This window comes from Pseudomonas sp. GGS8 (assembly GCF_024168645.1).
In the GTDB taxonomy this organism is placed as follows: Bacteria; Pseudomonadota; Gammaproteobacteria; order Pseudomonadales; family Pseudomonadaceae; genus Aquipseudomonas.
Genome location: NZ_JALJWF010000001.1, coordinates 5,699,431 through 5,717,499, shown reverse-complemented (window position 1 = coordinate 5,717,499; position 18,069 = coordinate 5,699,431). Strand labels below are relative to the sequence as shown.

At 61.6% G+C, this 18,069-nt stretch carries 14 protein-coding genes and 1 pseudogene; 7 read left to right on the top strand and 8 right to left on the bottom strand.

Annotation, left to right across the window (positions count from 1 at the left end; genetic code table 11):
- Positions 1–58 precede the first annotated feature (58 nt).
- Both ercA and J3D54_RS25420 read left to right on the top strand, forming a co-directional pair.
- On the top strand, positions 59–1,222 hold the full coding sequence (gene ercA, locus J3D54_RS25425; protein WP_253424277.1) for an alcohol dehydrogenase-like regulatory protein ErcA: 1,164 nt from the start codon (positions 59–61) through the stop codon (positions 1,220–1,222).
- Positions 1,206–2,933: a NahK/ErcS family hybrid sensor histidine kinase/response regulator gene (locus tag J3D54_RS25420; protein WP_253424273.1), complete on the top strand. Its 1,728-nt coding sequence runs from the start codon at positions 1,206–1,208 to the stop codon at positions 2,931–2,933. The genes ercA and J3D54_RS25420 overlap by 17 nt, the downstream gene beginning before the upstream one ends.
- Before the next feature lie 61 nt (positions 2,934–2,994).
- Here J3D54_RS25420 and J3D54_RS25415 read toward each other — a convergent pair.
- A pseudogene (locus J3D54_RS25415) lies at positions 2,995–3,946 on the bottom strand (polysaccharide deacetylase family protein).
- Between the two features lie 334 nt (positions 3,947–4,280).
- Here J3D54_RS25415 and J3D54_RS25410 point away from each other — a divergent pair.
- Entirely contained in the window at positions 4,281–5,945 is a 1,665-nt protein-coding gene (locus tag J3D54_RS25410) for an MFS transporter (protein ID WP_253424267.1), read from the top strand.
- A complete protein-coding gene (locus J3D54_RS25405; RefSeq protein WP_253424264.1) occupies positions 5,942–7,072 on the top strand; it encodes an HlyD family secretion protein in 1,131 nt (376 codons plus the stop codon). The genes J3D54_RS25410 and J3D54_RS25405 overlap by 4 nt, the downstream gene beginning before the upstream one ends.
- Before the next feature lie 130 nt (positions 7,073–7,202).
- Here the strand turns inward: J3D54_RS25405 and copD are convergent, their stop codons facing one another.
- Together copD and copC are read right to left on the bottom strand one after the other, a co-directional pair.
- Positions 7,203–8,063 (bottom strand): copper homeostasis membrane protein CopD, encoded by an 861-nt coding sequence (gene copD / locus J3D54_RS25400; protein ID WP_253424261.1) that lies wholly within the window; start codon positions 8,061–8,063, stop codon positions 7,203–7,205.
- Between the two features lie 3 nt (positions 8,064–8,066).
- Positions 8,067–8,432: a copper homeostasis periplasmic binding protein CopC gene (gene copC, locus J3D54_RS25395; protein WP_253424258.1), complete on the bottom strand. Its 366-nt coding sequence runs from the start codon at positions 8,430–8,432 to the stop codon at positions 8,067–8,069.
- A 139-nt stretch (positions 8,433–8,571) separates the two neighbouring features.
- Between copC and J3D54_RS25390 the strand changes: the two genes are divergently transcribed.
- Entirely contained in the window at positions 8,572–9,192 is a 621-nt protein-coding gene (locus J3D54_RS25390) for a TetR/AcrR family transcriptional regulator (RefSeq protein ID WP_007937670.1), read from the top strand.
- A 121-nt stretch (positions 9,193–9,313) separates the two neighbouring features.
- On the opposite strand, the gene preA is transcribed toward J3D54_RS25390, so the two are convergent.
- From preA to hydA, 3 genes are all read right to left on the bottom strand, one after another.
- Positions 9,314–10,588, bottom strand: coding sequence for an NAD-dependent dihydropyrimidine dehydrogenase subunit PreA (preA, locus tag J3D54_RS25385; RefSeq protein WP_253424255.1), 1,275 nt, complete (start codon positions 10,586–10,588; stop codon positions 9,314–9,316).
- Positions 10,589–11,956 (bottom strand): NAD(P)-dependent oxidoreductase, encoded by a 1,368-nt coding sequence (locus J3D54_RS25380; protein WP_253424252.1) that lies wholly within the window; start codon positions 11,954–11,956, stop codon positions 10,589–10,591.
- Between the two features lie 177 nt (positions 11,957–12,133).
- Positions 12,134–13,573 carry a dihydropyrimidinase gene (hydA, locus tag J3D54_RS25375; RefSeq protein ID WP_253424248.1) on the bottom strand — a complete coding sequence of 480 codons (1,440 nt, stop codon included), beginning with the start codon at positions 13,571–13,573 and terminating at the stop codon, positions 12,134–12,136.
- Positions 13,574–14,194: 621 nt separating this feature from the next.
- Between hydA and J3D54_RS25370 the strand changes: the two genes are divergently transcribed.
- Both J3D54_RS25370 and J3D54_RS25365 read left to right on the top strand, forming a co-directional pair.
- On the top strand, positions 14,195–15,679 hold the full coding sequence (locus J3D54_RS25370) for an NCS1 family nucleobase:cation symporter-1 (protein ID WP_253424245.1): 1,485 nt from the start codon (positions 14,195–14,197) through the stop codon (positions 15,677–15,679).
- Positions 15,680–15,829: 150 nt separating this feature from the next.
- Positions 15,830–17,113 (top strand): Zn-dependent hydrolase, encoded by a 1,284-nt coding sequence (locus J3D54_RS25365; protein WP_253424242.1) that lies wholly within the window; start codon positions 15,830–15,832, stop codon positions 17,111–17,113.
- Positions 17,114–17,160: 47 nt separating this feature from the next.
- Here J3D54_RS25365 and J3D54_RS25360 read toward each other — a convergent pair whose 3' ends face one another.
- Positions 17,161–17,574: a DUF6691 family protein gene (locus J3D54_RS25360; RefSeq protein ID WP_253424238.1), complete on the bottom strand. Its 414-nt coding sequence runs from the start codon at positions 17,572–17,574 to the stop codon at positions 17,161–17,163.
- A gap of 2 nt (positions 17,575–17,576) precedes the next feature.
- On the bottom strand, positions 17,577–18,011 hold the full coding sequence (locus tag J3D54_RS25355) for a YeeE/YedE family protein (protein ID WP_253424235.1): 435 nt from the start codon (positions 18,009–18,011) through the stop codon (positions 17,577–17,579).
- Between the last annotated feature and the right edge of the window lie 58 nt (positions 18,012–18,069).

The following is an 18,069-nucleotide window of genomic DNA, read 5'->3' as shown; positions in this document are numbered from 1 at the left end:
GCAGCCGGATGCTTTAGTGTTGGCTTTACCTTTCAAAACAATAAAAACAGGCTTTCCAATGAGCCAGAACCTCAGCCAGCTGCGTAAATTCGTTTCGCCTGAAATCATCTTCGGTGCCGGCTGTCGGCACAACGTCGGCAACTACGCCAAGACCTTCGGCGCCCGCAAGGTGCTGGTGGTCAGCGACCCCGGGGTGATTGCCGCCGGTTGGGTTGCCGATGTCGAAGCCAGTCTGCAAGCCCAGGGCATCGATTACTTCGTGTACAGCGACGTTTCGCCCAACCCGCGGATCGAAGAAGTCATGCTCGGTGCCGAGTTGTACCGGGAAAACCATTGCGATGTGATCGTCGCGATTGGCGGCGGCAGTCCGATGGACTGCGGCAAGGGCATCGGCATTGTCGTCGCCCACGGGCGCAACATCCTTGAATTCGAGGGCGTGGACACCCTGCGCATGCCCAGCCCGCCGCTGATCCTGATCCCGACTACCGCCGGCACGTCGGCCGATGTGTCGCAGTTCGTGATCATCTCCAATCAGCAAGAACGCATGAAATTCTCCATCGTCAGCAAGGCTGCGGTTCCGGACGTGTCGCTGATCGACCCGGAAACCACCCTGAGCATGGACCCGTTCCTGTCGGCCTGTACCGGCATCGACGCGTTGGTCCACGCCATCGAGGCCTTCGTTTCCACCGGTCACGGGCCGCTCACCGACCCGCATGCGCTGGAGGCGATGCGGCTGATCAACGGCAATCTGGTGCAAATGATCGCCAACCCCGGCGACATCGCCCTGCGGGAAAAAATCATGCTCGGCAGCATGCAGGCCGGGCTGGCGTTCTCTAACGCGATCCTCGGTGCGGTGCATGCCATGTCCCACAGCCTCGGTGGATTCCTCGATCTGCCGCATGGCTTGTGCAACGCGGTGCTAGTCGAACACGTGGTGGCGTTCAATTACAGCTCGGCGCCGGAGCGCTTCAAGGTGATCGCCGAGACCTTCGGCATCGATTGTCGCGGCCTGAACCACCGGCAGATCTGCGGGCGTCTGGTCGACCACTTGATCGCCCTCAAACACGCCATCGGCTTCCACGAAACCCTGGGCCTGCACGGGGTGAGTACGTCGGACATTCCGTTCCTGTCACAACATGCCATGGATGACCCGTGCATCCTTACCAACCCGCGCGAGTCCAGTCAGCGCGACGTCGAGGTTGTCTATGGCGAAGCCCTCTGACGAACAGCAACGGGCGCTGACCGGGTTATTGGGTTTAGGCAATCACTCGGCGCGCAAGAGTCATTACCCGGAACTGGCCGCGCGCCTGGATGAACTGGAGGCCGAGCGCAATCGCTACAAATGGCTGTTCGAAAACGCGGTGCACGGAATCTTCCAGGCCAGCTTGCAGGAGGGCATGCGCGCCGCCAACCCGGCGCTGGCGCGGATGCTTGGCTATCAAGACCCGCAAGAGGTGCTGTTTTCCCTGACGGACCTGGCGGGCACGCTGTTCGTCGGCGGCGCGCAAGAGCTGGAAAGCATCGGTGAAGTCCTCCAGCGCGAGCGCAGCCTGTTGGGCTATGAAACCCAGCTGCGGCGCAAGGACGGCAGTGTCCTCGACGTGTTGATGAACCTGCTGCTCAAGCCTGATCAGCAAGGCCTGGTGGAGGGGTTCGTCGCCGACATCACCGAGCGAAAACAGGCTCAGGAGCGTTTGCAACAGCTCAATGATCAACTGGAGCAACGGGTCACGGCGCGCACCAATGAGTTACTGGATGCCAACCGCAATCTGCAACAACAGATCACCGAGCGTAAACAGATCGCCGAAGCCTTGCGTGACGCCCGTGATGCCGCCGAGGCGGCCAATCGCAGCAAGGACAAATACCTCGCCGCCGCCAGTCACGACCTGCTGCAACCGCTCAACGCCGCGCGTTTGCTGATCTCGACGTTGCGCGAGCGCAAGCTGCCCGACGTCGAGCAGGTGTTGGTGGAGCGCACGCATCAGGCGCTGGAAGGGGCCGAGGACTTGCTCACCGATCTGCTGGATATTTCCCGCCTCGATCAGGCCGCGGTGAAGCCGGACATCGCCCTGTACCGCCTCGACGAACTGTTCGCGCCGCTGGTCTCGGAATTTCAGTCGGTGGCCGCGGCGGCCGGGTTGAACCTGCGGGTGCACATGGGTGATTACGCGATTCATACCGACTTGCGGCTGATGACGCGGATTCTGCGCAACTTCCTCAGCAATGCCTGCCGCTACACCGACGAGGGCTGCATTCTGCTGGGGGCAAGACGCCGGGGCGATGTGCTGCGTATTGAGGTTTGGGACACCGGGCGTGGGATTCCGGCGGATCGTCTCGATTCGATCTTCCTCGAATTCAACCAACTGGATGTCGGCCGCGCCGCCGACCGCAAGGGCGTAGGCCTGGGACTGGCGATTGTCGAACGCATCGCCAAGATCCTCGATTACAGAATTCAGGTGCATTCACTGCCGGGGCGCGGTTCGATGTTCAGCATCGAGGTGCCGATTTCCCGTGAGATTCCACCGCCGATCAGTCAGGTCGCACCACAACCGAGTACCGGCAACCCACTGCCGGGGCGGCGCCTGCTGGTGCTGGACAACGAAGTCAGCATCCTTGAAAGCATGAGCGCGCTGCTCGGACAGTGGGGTTGCGAAGTGGTCACCGCCACCGACGAGGCCACCGCGCTGGTGGCTTTGCAGGGGCAGGCGCCGGAACTGATTCTGGCGGACTACCACCTGGATCACGGGGTGGTGGGCTGTGAAGTGGTCCGGCATTTACGCGAGCATTTCAGCCGGGCGATACCGGCGGTGATCATCACCGCCGACCGCACCGACCAGTGTCGGCGTTCGTTGCAGCGACTTGACGCGCCATTGCTGAACAAACCGGTGAAGCCCGGCAAGTTGCGTGCGGTGTTGAGTCAGTTGTTGGCGTAGCGAACCGTTAAAAAGATCGCAGGCTGCGATCTTTTGATTCTGGTTTTGGCGATGATTTGGCTCAGTGGTTATACGCCGCCTCGGTGTTATCGATCAGCGGGTTCTTTTCGGTCAGCACGATCTGGGCGATCTGATCCTTGCGCATGAAGCTGACCTTCGGATGGGACTTGGCGTAACGGATAAAGCGCTCTACCGCCTCGACCATCGCCGGGGTGCCGCCAATGCGGTCATGCAGGCTCACCGACATCATCCGCCGCCGGTTGGCGCCTTCGGCGTACAGGCGGTCGAATTCCAGCACCAATTGCCGGTAGAACTGTTGCGCCGAGAAGTGCCGGCCTTCGATCAGCACGATGTCGTTGTTGCGCAGGGTGTATGGCACCACGGCGAATTTCTTGCCGCGGACCAGCGTCACAAACGGCTCATCACGGCTGACGTCGTCGATGTGGTAGGTGAAGTTCAGATCCTGCAGCACTTTCAGGGTATTGGGGCTGCGCCGCAGCCAATTGGCGTTGTAGCCCACGGAGCGCTGGCCGGTGAGTTTCTGCACCGCCTCGACGCCGTCGCCGATGAAGGCTTTCTCTTGTTCGTAGCTCATGTTGTAGGAGTCGGCCCAGCGCATGCCATGGGCGGCGACTTCATGGCCGCGATCGGCGATCGCCCGCACCAGTTCGGGGTGTTTCAACGCCGCTTCGCCCACCACATGGGACGTGACCTTGATGCCGTTGCGGTCCCACAGGTCGAGCATCCGCCACAGGCCTTCCTTGTAGCCGTAGTCGAACCAGGTCTGTGCCGGCAAGTCCGGGTAGCCCTTGGGCAGCGGCGTGCCGGAGAACGGACTTTCGGCACCGTCGGGCTGGCCGCCGGTTTCGAATTGCATGGAAAACGAAATCACCAGTTGCGAGCCATCCGGCCACGGGCGTTCCTGGGCGAACGCGAGGGACGGCAGCAGCAGGGCGGCGGCCAGCAGATTTTTCAGCAGGCGGGGGGGAGCGTTGCCAACGGGCAGTGGTCATAGGGGGCACCTTTGAGTTGAACAGTGCCGTGAGGGTGTCATTTGGCTCGCCCCGGAAAAATCCGCCGCGGGCGAGAAGACTTTTAAACAGAATTTACGAATCCCGCAGAACACACCATCCAGTGTGGGAGTAAGCCTGTGGCGAGGGGGCTTGCCCCCGTTGGGCCGCGAAGCAGCCCCAAAATCTCTGATGTAGACAAAAGTTTTTTGAGTGCTACGCACTCAAACGGGGCGGTGCGGCGTTCCGACAAGCCCCCTCGTCACAGGTACTGCCACAAGGGATTTGTGTTTCAGCTGTGGCAAACTGACCACACTCCTTGAACCAAGGCCATCGAATGGATCACTACACCCCGCGCGACTGGCAGCCCCACGAACGGCCCAGCCTGCCCGGATCGCCCTCGACGCCGTTGCACTCCAACCCCAAGCGGCTGGCCTACGCGCTGGTGGGGGTGCTGGTGGCATTGACCGGTGGTCTCGGCAACTCGCTGGTGATCGCCAACCTGCCTTACCTGCAAGGCGCGCTGGGGGCGACCACGGCCGAGATGGCCTGGTTGCCGGCGGCCTATGTCATGACTAACGTGTCGATGAACCTGCTGCTGGTGAAGTTTCGTCAGCAGTTCGGCCTGCGGGCGTTCACCGAAGTGTTCCTGATGCTCTATGCACTGGTGACTTTCGGCCATTTGTTCGTCAATGACCTGAGTTCGGCGATTGCCGTGCGCGCGGCCCACGGCATGGTCGGCGCGGCGCTGAGTTCTTTGGGCCTGTATTACATGATCCAGGCCTTCCCGGCGAAATGGCGGATGAAGGCGCTGGTGTTGGGCCTCGGCACCTCGCAACTGGCGTTGCCCATGGCGCGGTTGTTCTCCGAAGACCTGTTGCAGATCGCCGAATGGCGTGGGCTGTACCTGTTCGAACTGGGCATGGCGCTGTTGTCCCTGGGCTGCGTGTTTCTGTTGAAACTGCCGCCGGGTGACCGCTTCAAAACCTTTGAAAAACTCGACTTCCTGACCTTCGCCATCCTTGCCAGCGGCGTGGCCTTGCTCTGCGCGGTGTTGTCTTTGGGGCGGATCGACTGGTGGCTCGAAGCGCAGTGGATCGGCGTGGCCTCGGCGGCTTCGATCGTGTTGATCCTCACGGGGCTGGCCATCGAGCACAACCGCAGCAACCCGATGCTGATGACCCGCTGGCTCGGCAGCGGGGCGATGATTCGCCTGGCCCTGGCGGTGATCCTGATTCGCATGGTGACGTCGGAACAGTCCACCGGCGCGGTGGGGTTCATGCAGACGCTGAACATGAGCAGTCAACAGCTGCACAGCCTGTACGTGGTGATGTTGCTCGGCAGTATCGCCGGCCTGGTCACCAGCGCCCTGACCATCGACCCCAAGCACCTGATCATGCCGCTGAACATCTCCCTGGCGCTGATGGCGGTCGGCTCGGTGATGGACAGTTATTCGAACAACCTGACCCGCCCGGAAAACCTGTATTTCAGCCAGTTTCTGCTGGCCTTCGGCGGGACGTTCTTCCTCGGGCCGACCATGCTCTTCGGCATGCGCAACGTGCTGTCCAGCCCGCGCAACCTGGTGAGTTTCTCGGTGTTGTTCGGTATCTGCCAGAACCTCGGCGGCCTGATCGGCGCGGCATTGCTGGGGACATTCCAGATCGTGCGCGAGAAGTTTCACTCCAGCCACATCGTCGAGCAGCTGACGTTGTTCGACCCGCGTGTGGCGGCGCGGGTGCAGAGCGGCGGCAACGCGGTCGGCTCGATAATTGCCGACCCGAGCCTGCGCAACCTGCAGGGCATTCGCAGTCTGGCCGCCGCAGCCACCCGCGAGGCCAATGTTCTGGCCTATAACGATGTGTTCATGCTGATTGCCGTGATCGCGGTGCTGACCATGATCTGGATTTCCATTCGCGCCCTGTGGCTGATGAGCACGACCCAAGCCGTTGCCCCGGCGCCTGCCACTCCAACCAAACAACCCAGCGGTGCCACTTCTCCATGACCGAACCGACCACCAACGCCATTGCCGCCACCCCCGAAGGCGTGACGCCGCCATCCTCGCCGGGCACCGAACCGCGTTCGCTGGGAGTGCGGATCCTCTCGTCCCTGGGTTTTGCGGCAATCGCCATCGTCGGCGTGCTGATCGTGTTGTATGCCTGGCAACTGCCACCGTTCAGCAGCGCGGTCGAAACCACGGAAAACGCGCTGGTGCGGGGCCAGGTGACGATCATCGGCCCGCAGCTCAGCGGTTATGTGTACGAAGTGCCGGTGCAGGATTTTCAATTCGTGAAGGCCGGGGATTTGCTGGTGCGCCTCGACGACCGCATCTATAAGCAGCGTCTCGATCAGTCCCTGGCGCAACTGGCGGTGGAGAAAGCCGCGCTGGCCAACGTGGTGCAGCAGCGCAACAGCGCCGAAGCGACCATCAAGTTGCGTCAGGCCGCGGTCGCCGACGCCCAGGCGCAGTTGCGCAAAAGTGAAGCGGATTTGCGCCGTAACAAAGAGCTGGTCGGTGATGGCTCGGTGTCGAAACGCGAGCTGGACGTGACCCTGGCGGCCAATGCCCAGACCGTTGCCGCGGTGGCGCAAGCCCAGGCCAACCTGGACATCGCCCGCCAGGATCTGCAAACGGTGATCGTCAATCGCGGCTCACTGGAAGCGGCGGTGGCCAGCGCTGAAGCGGCGGTGCAACTGGCGCGGATCGACTTGTCGAACACCCGCGTGGTGGCGCCGCGCGATGGTCAACTCGGGCAGATCGGCGTGCGCCTTGGTGCCTACGTCAATTCCGGTGCGCAGCTGATGGCACTGGTGCCGGACCAGTTGTGGGTGATCGCCAACATGAAGGAAACCCAGATGGACAACGTGCGGGTCGGCCAGCCGGTGAGCTTCACCGTCGATGGGCTGAACCACCAGAAATTCCACGGGCGGGTACAGCGGATTTCACCGGCCACAGGCTCCGAATTCAGTCTGTTGCAGGCTGACAACGCCACTGGCAACTTCGTCAAGATTGCCCAGCGGGTGCCGGTGCGGATCACCGTCGACGCCGATCAGGAACAGAGCGAGCGGCTGCGGCCGGGGATGTCGGTGGTGGTGAGTATTGACACCGCGGCGCCGATCACCCCTGACTGACACCGGCCCCCCCGTTGGGTTGCGAAGCAGCCCCAAAATGTCAGTTGTACCAAAAATCTTGTGAGTGCTACGCACTCAAACGGGGGCAAGCCCCCTCGCCGCAGGTCGCTTCTACAGGGGGGTATGTGATTCAGGGGGCGATCATTGGGGGCAGGGTGCCGAGCAGCGAAACCGCCGCCACCGCGCCTATTCCCAGTAACCACTCCAGCACGACGCTGGTACGCAACAGGCCCGGGCGCTGTTGGCAATCCTTGACCCGCAGCCGATTGAACAGCGCCACCCCCAGCATCGCGATCACCAGCACAACCTTGATCAACAGAATCAACGCAAACCCGGACAGCAACGGCGTCGGCCAGAACACGCCAGTCAAAACCCGCACGTTGATCAGGCCGGTCATCACCAGTCCCGCCACCAACACGTAACCGATCCCGCTGAACCGTTGCAGTATCGCACTCAAGGGATGATCGTCCGGTTGGCGCAGGATCATCACCAGCAACATCAACCCACCGAGCCAGGCACCGACGCAGGTCAGATGAATGATCTGATTGAGGATCAGCAGCCGGCCTTGCAGACCATCGAGCATGGCGCCATGACCGACCGGAGCCAGGGTCGCCAGCAGCAGGCTGGCAAGACCGACGCGCAGGGGCATGCTGGAGCGCCAGGGCGTCAGCAGCAATGCCACGAGCAACAGATTGAGCAGCAGATGCCAGCGCCAGACCTGGCCGAAAAAGGTATTGCTCAGCACCAGGCTCAGCATCGCCGGGTCGAATGCCGCCTCCGGCGAGCCGGCCATGCTGGCGGTAATCAGCAGCAACCAGCCGACGCCACTGAGCAACGCCACGGCGCTGAGCCAGCGGGTCACGCGTGCCAGGGCCGGATCCAGCCGCTTCGTTTCACGACCCAACAGCAAAGGCCTGAACACCCAGGCCCCGAACAGCATCAGCACCACGGTGAAATGCAGGAAGCGGCACAGCACCAGCGCCTCGGTCATGAATTACTGACCCACCTTGAAGCGATAGGCGCCTTCACTTTTATGGGTGTCGACCGACACGGCGTGCCATTCGACCTTGTAATCGCCAGCGGCCAACGGCGCTGCCGGGGTGACGACCAGGGTTTTCTTGTCGCTGCCTTCGGTGGCCAGGCTTTTCACCGGCACGTCGGCACCGTCCTTGCTGATCGTCACTTTGGTGAACGATGCTTCAACCCCTTCGGAAAACACCAGGCGCAGTTGCGCAGGCGCTTGCACGGTACTGTCGGCCGCCGGGGTCTGGCTTTTCAGGTGGGCGTGGGCAAACACCGACGAGGCGGTGAGCAGCGAGCCGAGCAGGGCGGCGGTGGTCAGGGCGTTCTTGAGCAGCATCGTGAAGACCTCAGCGGCAGGTTCAAAGTGGCGGGCAGTTTACCTGCCGCAGGACCGTCGTACGAAGTTTCGTTTTCCCCTGTCGCCGCGACGTAGAGCGGATGCTAGTCTTGACCAACGCTGTTGTCAGGGAGCCCTCATGGGCAATCACAAGATCGAGATTCGTCGCAGTAACGTCGAAAAAATCCTGCTGGCGGCCGAAAAGGTCTTCGCCGAAAAAGGCTTCGGCAGCACCGCCATGGCTGACATCGCCGCCGAGGTGCAACTGCCGCGCTCCAACCTGCATTACTACTTCAGCACCAAGAGCGAGCTGTACAGCGCGGTGCTCCTGGGGTTGCTGGAGGTCTGGAAGCAGGACGCCCTGTGCTTCGAAATGTTTGACGACCCGCGCGTGGTGCTCAGCAGCTACATCCGCGCCAAGATGAACCATTCCCGCAGCCGCCCGTACGGTTCGAAAGTCTGGGCCAACGAAATCATCCACGGCGCGCCGACCCTGGGTGAGAAGCTGGACGCGAGCCTGTACGACTGGGCCAAGATGAAAGAAGCGAAAATTCGTCAGTGGGTGGAAGACAAACGCATCCTGCCGGTGGAGCCTTCCAGCCTGCTGTACATGATCTGGGCCTCGACCCAGCACTACGCCGACTTCGATCATCAGGTGAATATCCTGAATGATCATCAGCCGTTGTCGGACATGCAGTTCGAGCGGGCGGTGCAAACGGTGACCAGTGTGATCTTGCGCGGGATCGGGTTGGAGCCTTGAGGATTTCGTTGTTGCGGCCGGCCTCATCGCGGGCAAGCCCGCTCCCACAGAGTCCGTGGCGTTCACAAAACCTGTGGGAGCGGGCTTGCCCGCGATGGCGTCAGTTCGGACGATGCATTACTCAAACGGTAACGTGATACGGATTCCTCGGATCATGGTTCCAATCCAGAAACGGCTTGCCGGTATCCACCGCCACCATCTCGATGCAATCCTGCACCGGGCAGGTGATCTGGCACAGGTTGCAGCCCACGCACTCGTCATCGATCACTTCATATTTATGCGTACCGTCCGCCTGTTTGAGGCTGGCAATCGCCTGGTGTGAGGTGTCTTCGCAAGCGATGTGGCAGCGACCGCAACCGATGCACGCCGCCTGATCGATTTTCGCAATCACCTGATAGTTGATGTCCAGGTACTTCCAGTCCGTGGTATTGCCCACCGCCCGCCCAGTAAAATCCGACACGCTGGCGTAGCCCTGACTGTCCATCCAGCGTGACAAGCCGTCTTTCATCTCCTCGACAATCCGGAAGCCATGCAGCATCGCCGCCGTGCACACCTGCACCGAGCCGCTGCCCAGAGCAATGAATTCCGCCGCATCGCGCCAGCTGCCGATGCCGCCAATGCCGCTGATGGGCAAGCCCTGGGTCTGCGGGTCGCGGGCGATTTCGGCGACCATGTTCAGCGCAATCGGCTTCACCGCCGAGCCGCAATAACCGCCGTGGGTGCTTTGGCTGCCGACGGCGGGATTGGCGACCATGCGCTCCAGATTGACACTGGTGATCGAGTTGATGGTGTTGATCAACGACACCGCATCGGCGCCGCCACGGTGTGCGGCACGGGCGGCGAGGCGGATGTCGGTGATGTTCGGCGTGAGCTTGACGATCACCGGCAACGAGCAATAAGTCTTGCACCAGCGAGTGACCTGTTCGACGTACTCCGGCACCTGGCCCACCGCCGCGCCCATGCCCCGTTCTGGCATGCCGTGGGGGCAGCCGAAATTCAGCTCGATGCCATCGGCCCCGGTGGCTTCCACCAGCGGCAGGATGTTTTTCCACGACTCTTCAACGCAGGGCACCATCAGCGACACGATCAGCGCACGGTCCGGCCAGTCCTTTTTGACCTGGGTAATTTCCCGCAGGTTGATCTCCAGCGAGCGGTCGGTGATCAGCTCGATGTTGTTGAAGCCCATCACTTCACGGTTAGCCCCGAAGTGCGCCGAGTAGCGTGACGACACGTTGACCGCCGCCGGGTCTTCCCCCAGGGTTTTCCAGACCACGCCACCCCATCCAGCCTCGAACGCACGGACCACGTTGTAGGCTTTGTCGGTCGGCGGCGCGGAAGCGAGCCAGAACGGATTGGGGGCCTTGATGCCGGCGAAGACAATCGAGAGATCGGCCATTTACGCAGCCTCCACGTTGAGCATGAGTTGAGCGTTGATCGCCTCGGCGGCCAGCTTGCCGTGTTGCACGGCTTGCACGGTGAGGTCTTGATCGAGGCTGGTGCAGTCGCCACCGGCATACACATCGGGAATGCTGGTGCGCAGCTGTTCATCGACGAGGATGCGATCACCCTGACGCTTGAGTTCACGGGCCAGCGGATCGGCGAGGGCGCCGGCGTCGAAGGCCTGGCCGATGGCTTTGAAGATCGCGTCGGCGGCCAGTTCAAAGGTCTCGCCGGTGGTTTGCAGGCGACCTTCCACCAATCGGGTGCGGGCGAAGCGCATGCCGCGCACGTTGCCCTGGTCGTCTAGCAATACCTCTTCGGGTTGCGCCCAGGTCAGCAGGCGCACCTGATTGGCCTTGGCGATGTCCTGTTCGTGACCGGTGGCGCCCATGTCCGCGACGCCACGGCGGTACACCAGATTGACGTCCCGGGCACCGAGGCGGGCCATTTGCACGGCCATGTCGATGGCGGTGTTGCCGGCGCCAAGGACGATGCAGCGATCGGCCAGCGGCAGCTGCGTCAGGTCGTCGGCCTGGCGCAGTTCGCGGATGTAGTCGGTGGCGGGGAGCAGGCCGGGGGCCTCTTCGTTGGGCAGGCCCAATTGTTTGCTGGCGTTGAGACCCAGACCGAGGAACACCGCGTCGAATTGCTGATGCAGTTCGCTGAGGGTCAGGTTGTCGCCCAGCTTCTGCCCGTGACGAATCTCGATCCCGCCAATCCCCATCAGGAATTCAAGTTCCTTCTGCGCGTAATCGTCGACCAGTTTGTACTTGGCGATCCCGTATTCGTTGAGGCCGCCAGCCTTTTCCCGGGCCTCGAAAATCACCACGTCATGGCCGTGCATGGCGCTGCGGTGCGCGCAGGACAAACCGGCCGGGCCGGCACCGACCACGGCGATGCGCTTGCCGGTTGTGGCGGCGCGCTGGAACGGGTGTTCGCTGAAGTGTGCGTTGTCCACGGCGTAGCGTTGCAATAGGCCAATCAGCACCGGCGCGCATTCTTCGGCGTTGTTGCGCACGCAGGCTTGCTCGCAGAGGATTTCCGTGGGGCAGACCCGGGCGCAACTGCCGCCGAGGATGTTGGCCGAGAGGATTTTCTGCGCCGCGCCCTGCACGTTTTCTTGATGGATATTGCGGATGAACGACGGAATATCGATGTCGCTCGGGCATGCGTTCACACACGGCGCGTCGTAGCAATACAGGCAGCGTGAAGCTTCCAGGTGCGCCTGACGGTCGTTGAGCGGCGGCGCCAGGTCGGTGAAATGGCCGGCGAGGGCGGCCGCGTCCTCATGGGGATGCGGGAGGTGGTTCAGGGTCTTGATCACGGTGTTGGCCTCACGGTTAATTGAGGTACTGCCTCTGGTGGGCATTGGTTGTGTGTTGTCTGACCGGGCCTCATCGCGGGCAAGTCGGATCGCCGCACCGCCGCTCCCACAGGGTTTTGTGAACGCTGAAGATCCCTGTGGGAGCCGGGCTTGCCCGCGATAGGCCGAAGGCCGCTTTCAGCGTTTCACTGCAACTGGCTTGTGTTGCTCAGCCCGCTTGCTCAGCAAATCAAACACCGCCGGATACGCCGGCCGTTCGATATACCGCCCGGCACCACGCTCGGCGCGCAAATCACCATCGGCCCACACCACTCGGCCCTGGCTGATGGTGTGGCTCGGCACACCGCGCACGGCCTTGCCTTCGAAGATGTTGAAGTCGACCTGCTGGTGGTGAGTCTTGGCCGAAATCGTCCGTGTACCTTCCGGGTCCCAGAGCACCAGATCGGCATCGGCCCCCACACGGATCGCGCCCTTGCGCGGGTAGAGGTTGAAGATTTTCGCGGTGTTGGTGGAGGTGAGGGCAACGAAGTGCTGCATCGACAAGCGCCCGGTGTTCACCCCTTCATCCCAGAGCACCGCCATGCGGTCTTCGATCCCGGCGGTGCCGTTGGGGATCTTGCTGAAGTCGTCACGGCCGGCGGCTTTTTGTTCGGCGCAGAAGCAGCAGTGATCGGTAGCGGTGGTGTGCAGGTTGCCCGCCTGCAGGCCATGCCAAAGGGCTTCTTGATGGCCGCGAGGACGGAACGGCGGGCTCATCACGTAACCGGCGGCGGTCTGCCAGTCCGGGTGTTGGTAGACGCTGTCGTCCAGCAGCAGATGCCCGGCCAGCACTTCGCCGTAGACCGGTTGGCCCTTGGCGCGGGCGTAGGTGATTTCGTCGAGGGCTTCCTTGGTCGAGACGTGGACCAGGTACAGCGGCGTGCCCAACGTTTCGGCAATGCGGATCGCCCGGCTCGCGGCTTCACCTTCCACCTGCGAAGGCCGCGACAGCGGATGCGCTTCCGGCCCGGTGATGCCCTGGGCCATCAACTTGCGTTGCAGGTGATAGACCAATTCGCCGTTTTCCGCGTGCACGGTCGGCACCGCGCCCAATTCCAGGCAACGTTCGAAACTCGCCACCAGGGTGTCGTCGGCGGCCATGATCGCGTTCTTGTAGGCCATGAAATGCTTGAAGCTGTTGACCCCATGCTGGCTGACCAGCTCGGCCATTTCCTCGCGAACTTGCTCACTCCACCAGGTGATGGCGACGTGAAAGCCGTAGTCAGATGCCGACTTCTCCGCCCAGCCGCGCCATTGATGAAACGCCTCCATCAACGATTGCTGCGGGTTGGGAATCACGAAGTCGATGATCGAGGTGGTGCCGCCGGCCAGTCCCGCTGCGGTGCCGCTGAAGAAGTCTTCGCTGGCCACCGTGCCCATGAAGGGCAGTTGCATGTGCGTGTGGGGGTCGATGCCACCGGGCATCAGGTATTGGCCGCTGCCGTCGAGCACTTGCGCATCGGCGGGAACATCGAGGTTTTCACCGATGGCTTTGATCACGCCGTCGGCGCAATAGACGTCGGCGCGATAACTTTCATCATGGGTAATCACAGTGGCGCCACGGATCAACAGAGACATTCCGAGTTCCTCGCAGGCATGACCGACTATTGCCGGTTCTAGATGTTTTATATGCAGCAGACGCTAATCGGTGTATTCCTGTCAGCGCTGTCAAGAATAGACGCTAGCTGCAGTTCATGGATTGAGCAAGAATATTTTTTATATGCTTATTACTGTTTTAACTGATTGATAAATAAAGATAAAAAATGAAAATCACCAAAATGGTGAGTCGGTTCACCATTTTGACGCACTTGACAGGTTGGAAATATGGTCAAGATTTTCTATGTGAAATCAGCCGCTTGAGGATGGTCTATGGTTGAGGCGCAACCTTTCAAAAAAAGATCGACGCACCAGATTGAGTCCTGACTGTTCGGACAACTTGCTTGGCATTCGGCCTGAGTGACAGGGCAACTGACCGGGGACTCGATAGTTGGATAAATAAAGCTGAACGACATCAGTCATTTAGCGAAATTTTATGGCACTGCCCGAGGCGCAAGCGGGGCACCCGGCACGTTTATTGATGCCGCCGCTGACACCGTGGCCGGTCCGTAATAGTTGTCAGTTTCTCCGGCCATCGTCCGGCTCGCGCGCATTGCGCCGGCCCTGATGAGCAAAAATAATCAAAAGAACAGTGGAGCGGCCATGCAACAGATCAGATCGCAAGTGACCGAGCGCGACGGCTTGTTTGAGCTCGAAGCCGGCAGCGATGTCCTCGACAGTCCCCGATACAACCACGACATGGCACCGACCAAGGTGCGCGAACGAACCTGGAACAAATGGCACATCACCGCATTGTGGGTTGGCATGGCGATCTGCGTGCCGACCTACACCCTCGGCGGCGTACTCACCGCTTATTTCGGCCTGACCGTTGGCGAAGCGCTGCTGGCGATTCTGTCCGCCAACATCATTGTCTTGATCCCGCTGACCCTGAATGCCTTCCCCGGCACCAAGTACGGCATTCCGTTTCCGGTGTTGCTGCGTTCGTCCTTCGGCATTCTCGGTTCCAACATTCCATGCCTGATCCGCGCCCTGGTGGCGTGTGGCTGGTTCGGCATCCAGACCATGTTCGGCGGGCTGGCGATTCACCTGTTTCTCGGCTCGGTGTTCGATGGCTGGAAGGCCCTCGGCGGTATCGGTGAAGTGATCGGCTTCATGCTGTTCTGGGCCTTGAACCTGTGGGTGGTGATTCGCGGCGCGGACTCGATCAAATGGCTGGAGACCCTCTCGGCGCCGTTGTTGGTGCTGGTGGGTGTGGGGCTGTTGGTGTGGGCCATGCCGAATGTATCGATGACCGAGTTGCTGGCGATCCCGGCCAAGCGTCCGGAAGGGGCCGGCGTGGCCAGTTATTTTGCCGCCGGGCTGACCGCCATGGTCGGCTTCTGGGCCACCTTGTCGCTGAATATTCCGGACTTCAGCCGCTATGCGAAAAGCCAGAAGGATCAGATCATCGGGCAGATTATCGGTTTGCCTCTGACCATGTTCCTGTTCGCCTCCCTCGGCGTGGTGATGACGGCCGCGTCGGTAAAACTGGTGGGTGTCACCGTCTCCGACCCGGTCACCCTGATCGGCCATATCCAGAGCCCTGTCTGGGTGGCACTGGCCATGGCGCTGATCATCATCGCCACGCTGTCCACCAACACCGCGGCCAACATCGTGTCGCCGACCAACGATTTCCAGAACGTCGCGCCCAAGTACATCAACCGCACCACCGCGGTGATGCTCACGGGGTTGGTCGGGTTGGCGCTGATGGCCCATGAACTGCTGAAAAAGCTCGGGCTGATTGTCTCGGATCTGAGCCTGGAGACGGTGTATTCCAACTGGTTGCTTGGCTATTCGAGCCTGCTGGGGCCGATCGCCGGGATCATGGTGGTGGACTATTTCCTGATCAAGAAACAGCAACTGGATCTGGCCGGCCTCTATCGTGACGACGTGTACCCGGCGTGGAACTGGTTTGGTTTCATCGCATTCGGCGTGCCGGTGGTGTTGACACTGCTATCGCTGGGCAGCGATGCCTTCAGCTGGTTCTACAGCTACGGCTGGTTCACCGGCTCGGTCCTGGGAGGGCTGATTTACTACGGGTTGAGTTCGATGCGGCCGAGCCCGACTGTCGTGAAATCGGCGGTGTGAGTACTGGCCTCATCGCGGGCAAGCCCGCTCCCACAGGGATTTTGTGAACACTGAAAATCCCCGTGGGAGCGGGCTTGCCCGCGATGACGGCCTCACAGTCACCACAAATTTTCATGAAGAACCCAATAACAACTGCCTGAGGAGATCACCATGAACGCAGCCATAGACGTTCTGCAATCCACCCATCAGCACATCAACCGCGACCGTCTGTGGCAGTCGCTCATGGACCTGGCCAAGCTCGGCGCGACGGTCAAGGGCGGTGTCTGCCGACTGGCCCTGACCGACCTCGACCGCCAGGCGCGGGATATCTTCGTCAAGTGGTGCGAGGTGGCCGGCTGCACCGTCAGCATCGACGCTGTCGGCAACATCTTCGCCCGCCGCCCCGGTCGCAACCCGAACCTGCCACCCGTGATGACCGGCAGCCACATCGACACCCAGCCCACCGGCGGCAAGTTCGACGGTTGTTTCGGCGTGCTGGCGGGGGTCGAAGTCTTGCGTACCCTCAATGACCTCGGTGTGGAGACCGAAGCGCCGCTGGAAGTGGTGGTCTGGACCAACGAAGAAGGCTCGCGATTCGCCCCGTGCATGATGGGCTCCGGCGTGTTCGCGGAAAAATTCACCCTCGAGGAAACCCTGGCCAAGGTCGATGCCGAGGGCGTGACCGTCGGCGAAGCGCTGAACGCCATTGGCTATGCCGGACCGCGCCAGGTCAGCGGCCATGCCGTGGGGGCGTATTTCGAGGCGCACATCGAGCAGGGCCCGATTCTTGAGGACGAACACAAAACCATCGGCGTGGTGATGGGCGCGCTGGGGCAGAAATGGTTCGACCTGAAACTGCGCGGCGTCGAAGCCCACGCCGGCCCAACACCGATGCACCTGCGCAAGGACGCGCTGGTCGGCGCCGCGGTGATTGTCGGCGCGGTCAATCGCGCCGCCCTCGGCCATCAACCCCACGCCTGCGGCACTGTTGGCTGTCTGCAAGCCTATCCCGGCTCACGCAATGTGATTCCCGGCGAAGTGCGCATGACCCTGGACTTCCGCCATCTGGAGCCGGCACGACTCGGCTCAATGATCGCCGAAGTCCGCGAGGTCATCGAAACCACCTGCGAGGAACACGGCCTGACCTTCGAACTGACCCCCACCGCCGATTTTCCGCCGCTGTACTTCGACAAAGGCTGCGTCGAAGCAGTACGCGGGGCGGCGCAAGGGCTCGGTCTGTCGCACATGGACATCGTCAGCGGGGCAGGGCACGACGCGATCTTCCTCGCTGAACTCGGCCCGGCCGGGATGATTTTCGTACCTTGTGAAGGCGGCATCAGCCATAACGAAATCGAAAACGCCGCGCCCGATGACCTGGCCGCCGGGTGCGCCGTGTTGTTGCGGGCGATGCTGGCGGCTTCGCAGGCGATTGCCAGTGGCAAGCAGGCGGCTTGACCACTGGCCTGGCGGGGCATTGGTTGTTCAACAGGCTGCGGGGATGCTCAACGGCGCGTTTGCAGCGCTTTGAACATCAGCATCCCCGCCAGCATGGCGATGGCGAACACCCAGGCCTGCCAGTGCCCCGTTGGCAGCAACACCAGTGCCGGGCCGGGGCAGATACCGGCAATGCCCCAACCGACGCCGAAAAGCAGGCTGCCACCGATCAGACGTCGGTCCAGCTCACGGCTGACCGGCAATTGCATCGGCGCCCCCAGCAAAGACTTCGGTTGTTTCATGGCCCAATGAAACGGCGCCCAGGCCACGGCAATGGCCCCGATCATGACCAGCGCCAGCGACGGATCCCAAACGCCGGCAATGTCCAGAAACCCCAGCACTTTGGCCGGGTTTGCCATGCCGGCCAGCAACAGGCCGATGCCGAACAGCAGGCCGGCGAGGAAAGCGGTCAGTTTGCGCATGCTCAATACCCCAGCAGATGACGCAGGACGAACACCGTCACGAAGCCTGTGAGCATGAAGCTCAATGTCGCGGCGATGGAGCGTGGTGACAGACGCGAGATACCGCACACACCGTGGCCACTGGTGCAGCCGGAGCCATAACGAGTGCCGACGCCGACACACAATCCGGCGATGATCAGCCCCACCGTACCGGTTTTGAATTCGATGGTTGGCCACACATGAAACAGCGCCCACACCAACGGTGCCGCCAGCAGTCCAAGCAGGAACAGGGCTTTTTCGCCTCGTCCTGAATCATTACGCTCAAGCAGGCTGCCCAACAGCCCGCTGATCCCGGCAACCCGCCCATTGGCCACTACCATTACGCTGGCGGCCAGGCCGATCAGCGCCCCTCCCGCGAGGGCGGACCACGGAGTGAAGTGAAGAGAATCAAACACCATGGCAACTCTCCAGATACGCAAAGAGCGGCACTAAACCACTCTTTCCCTATTGAGCATA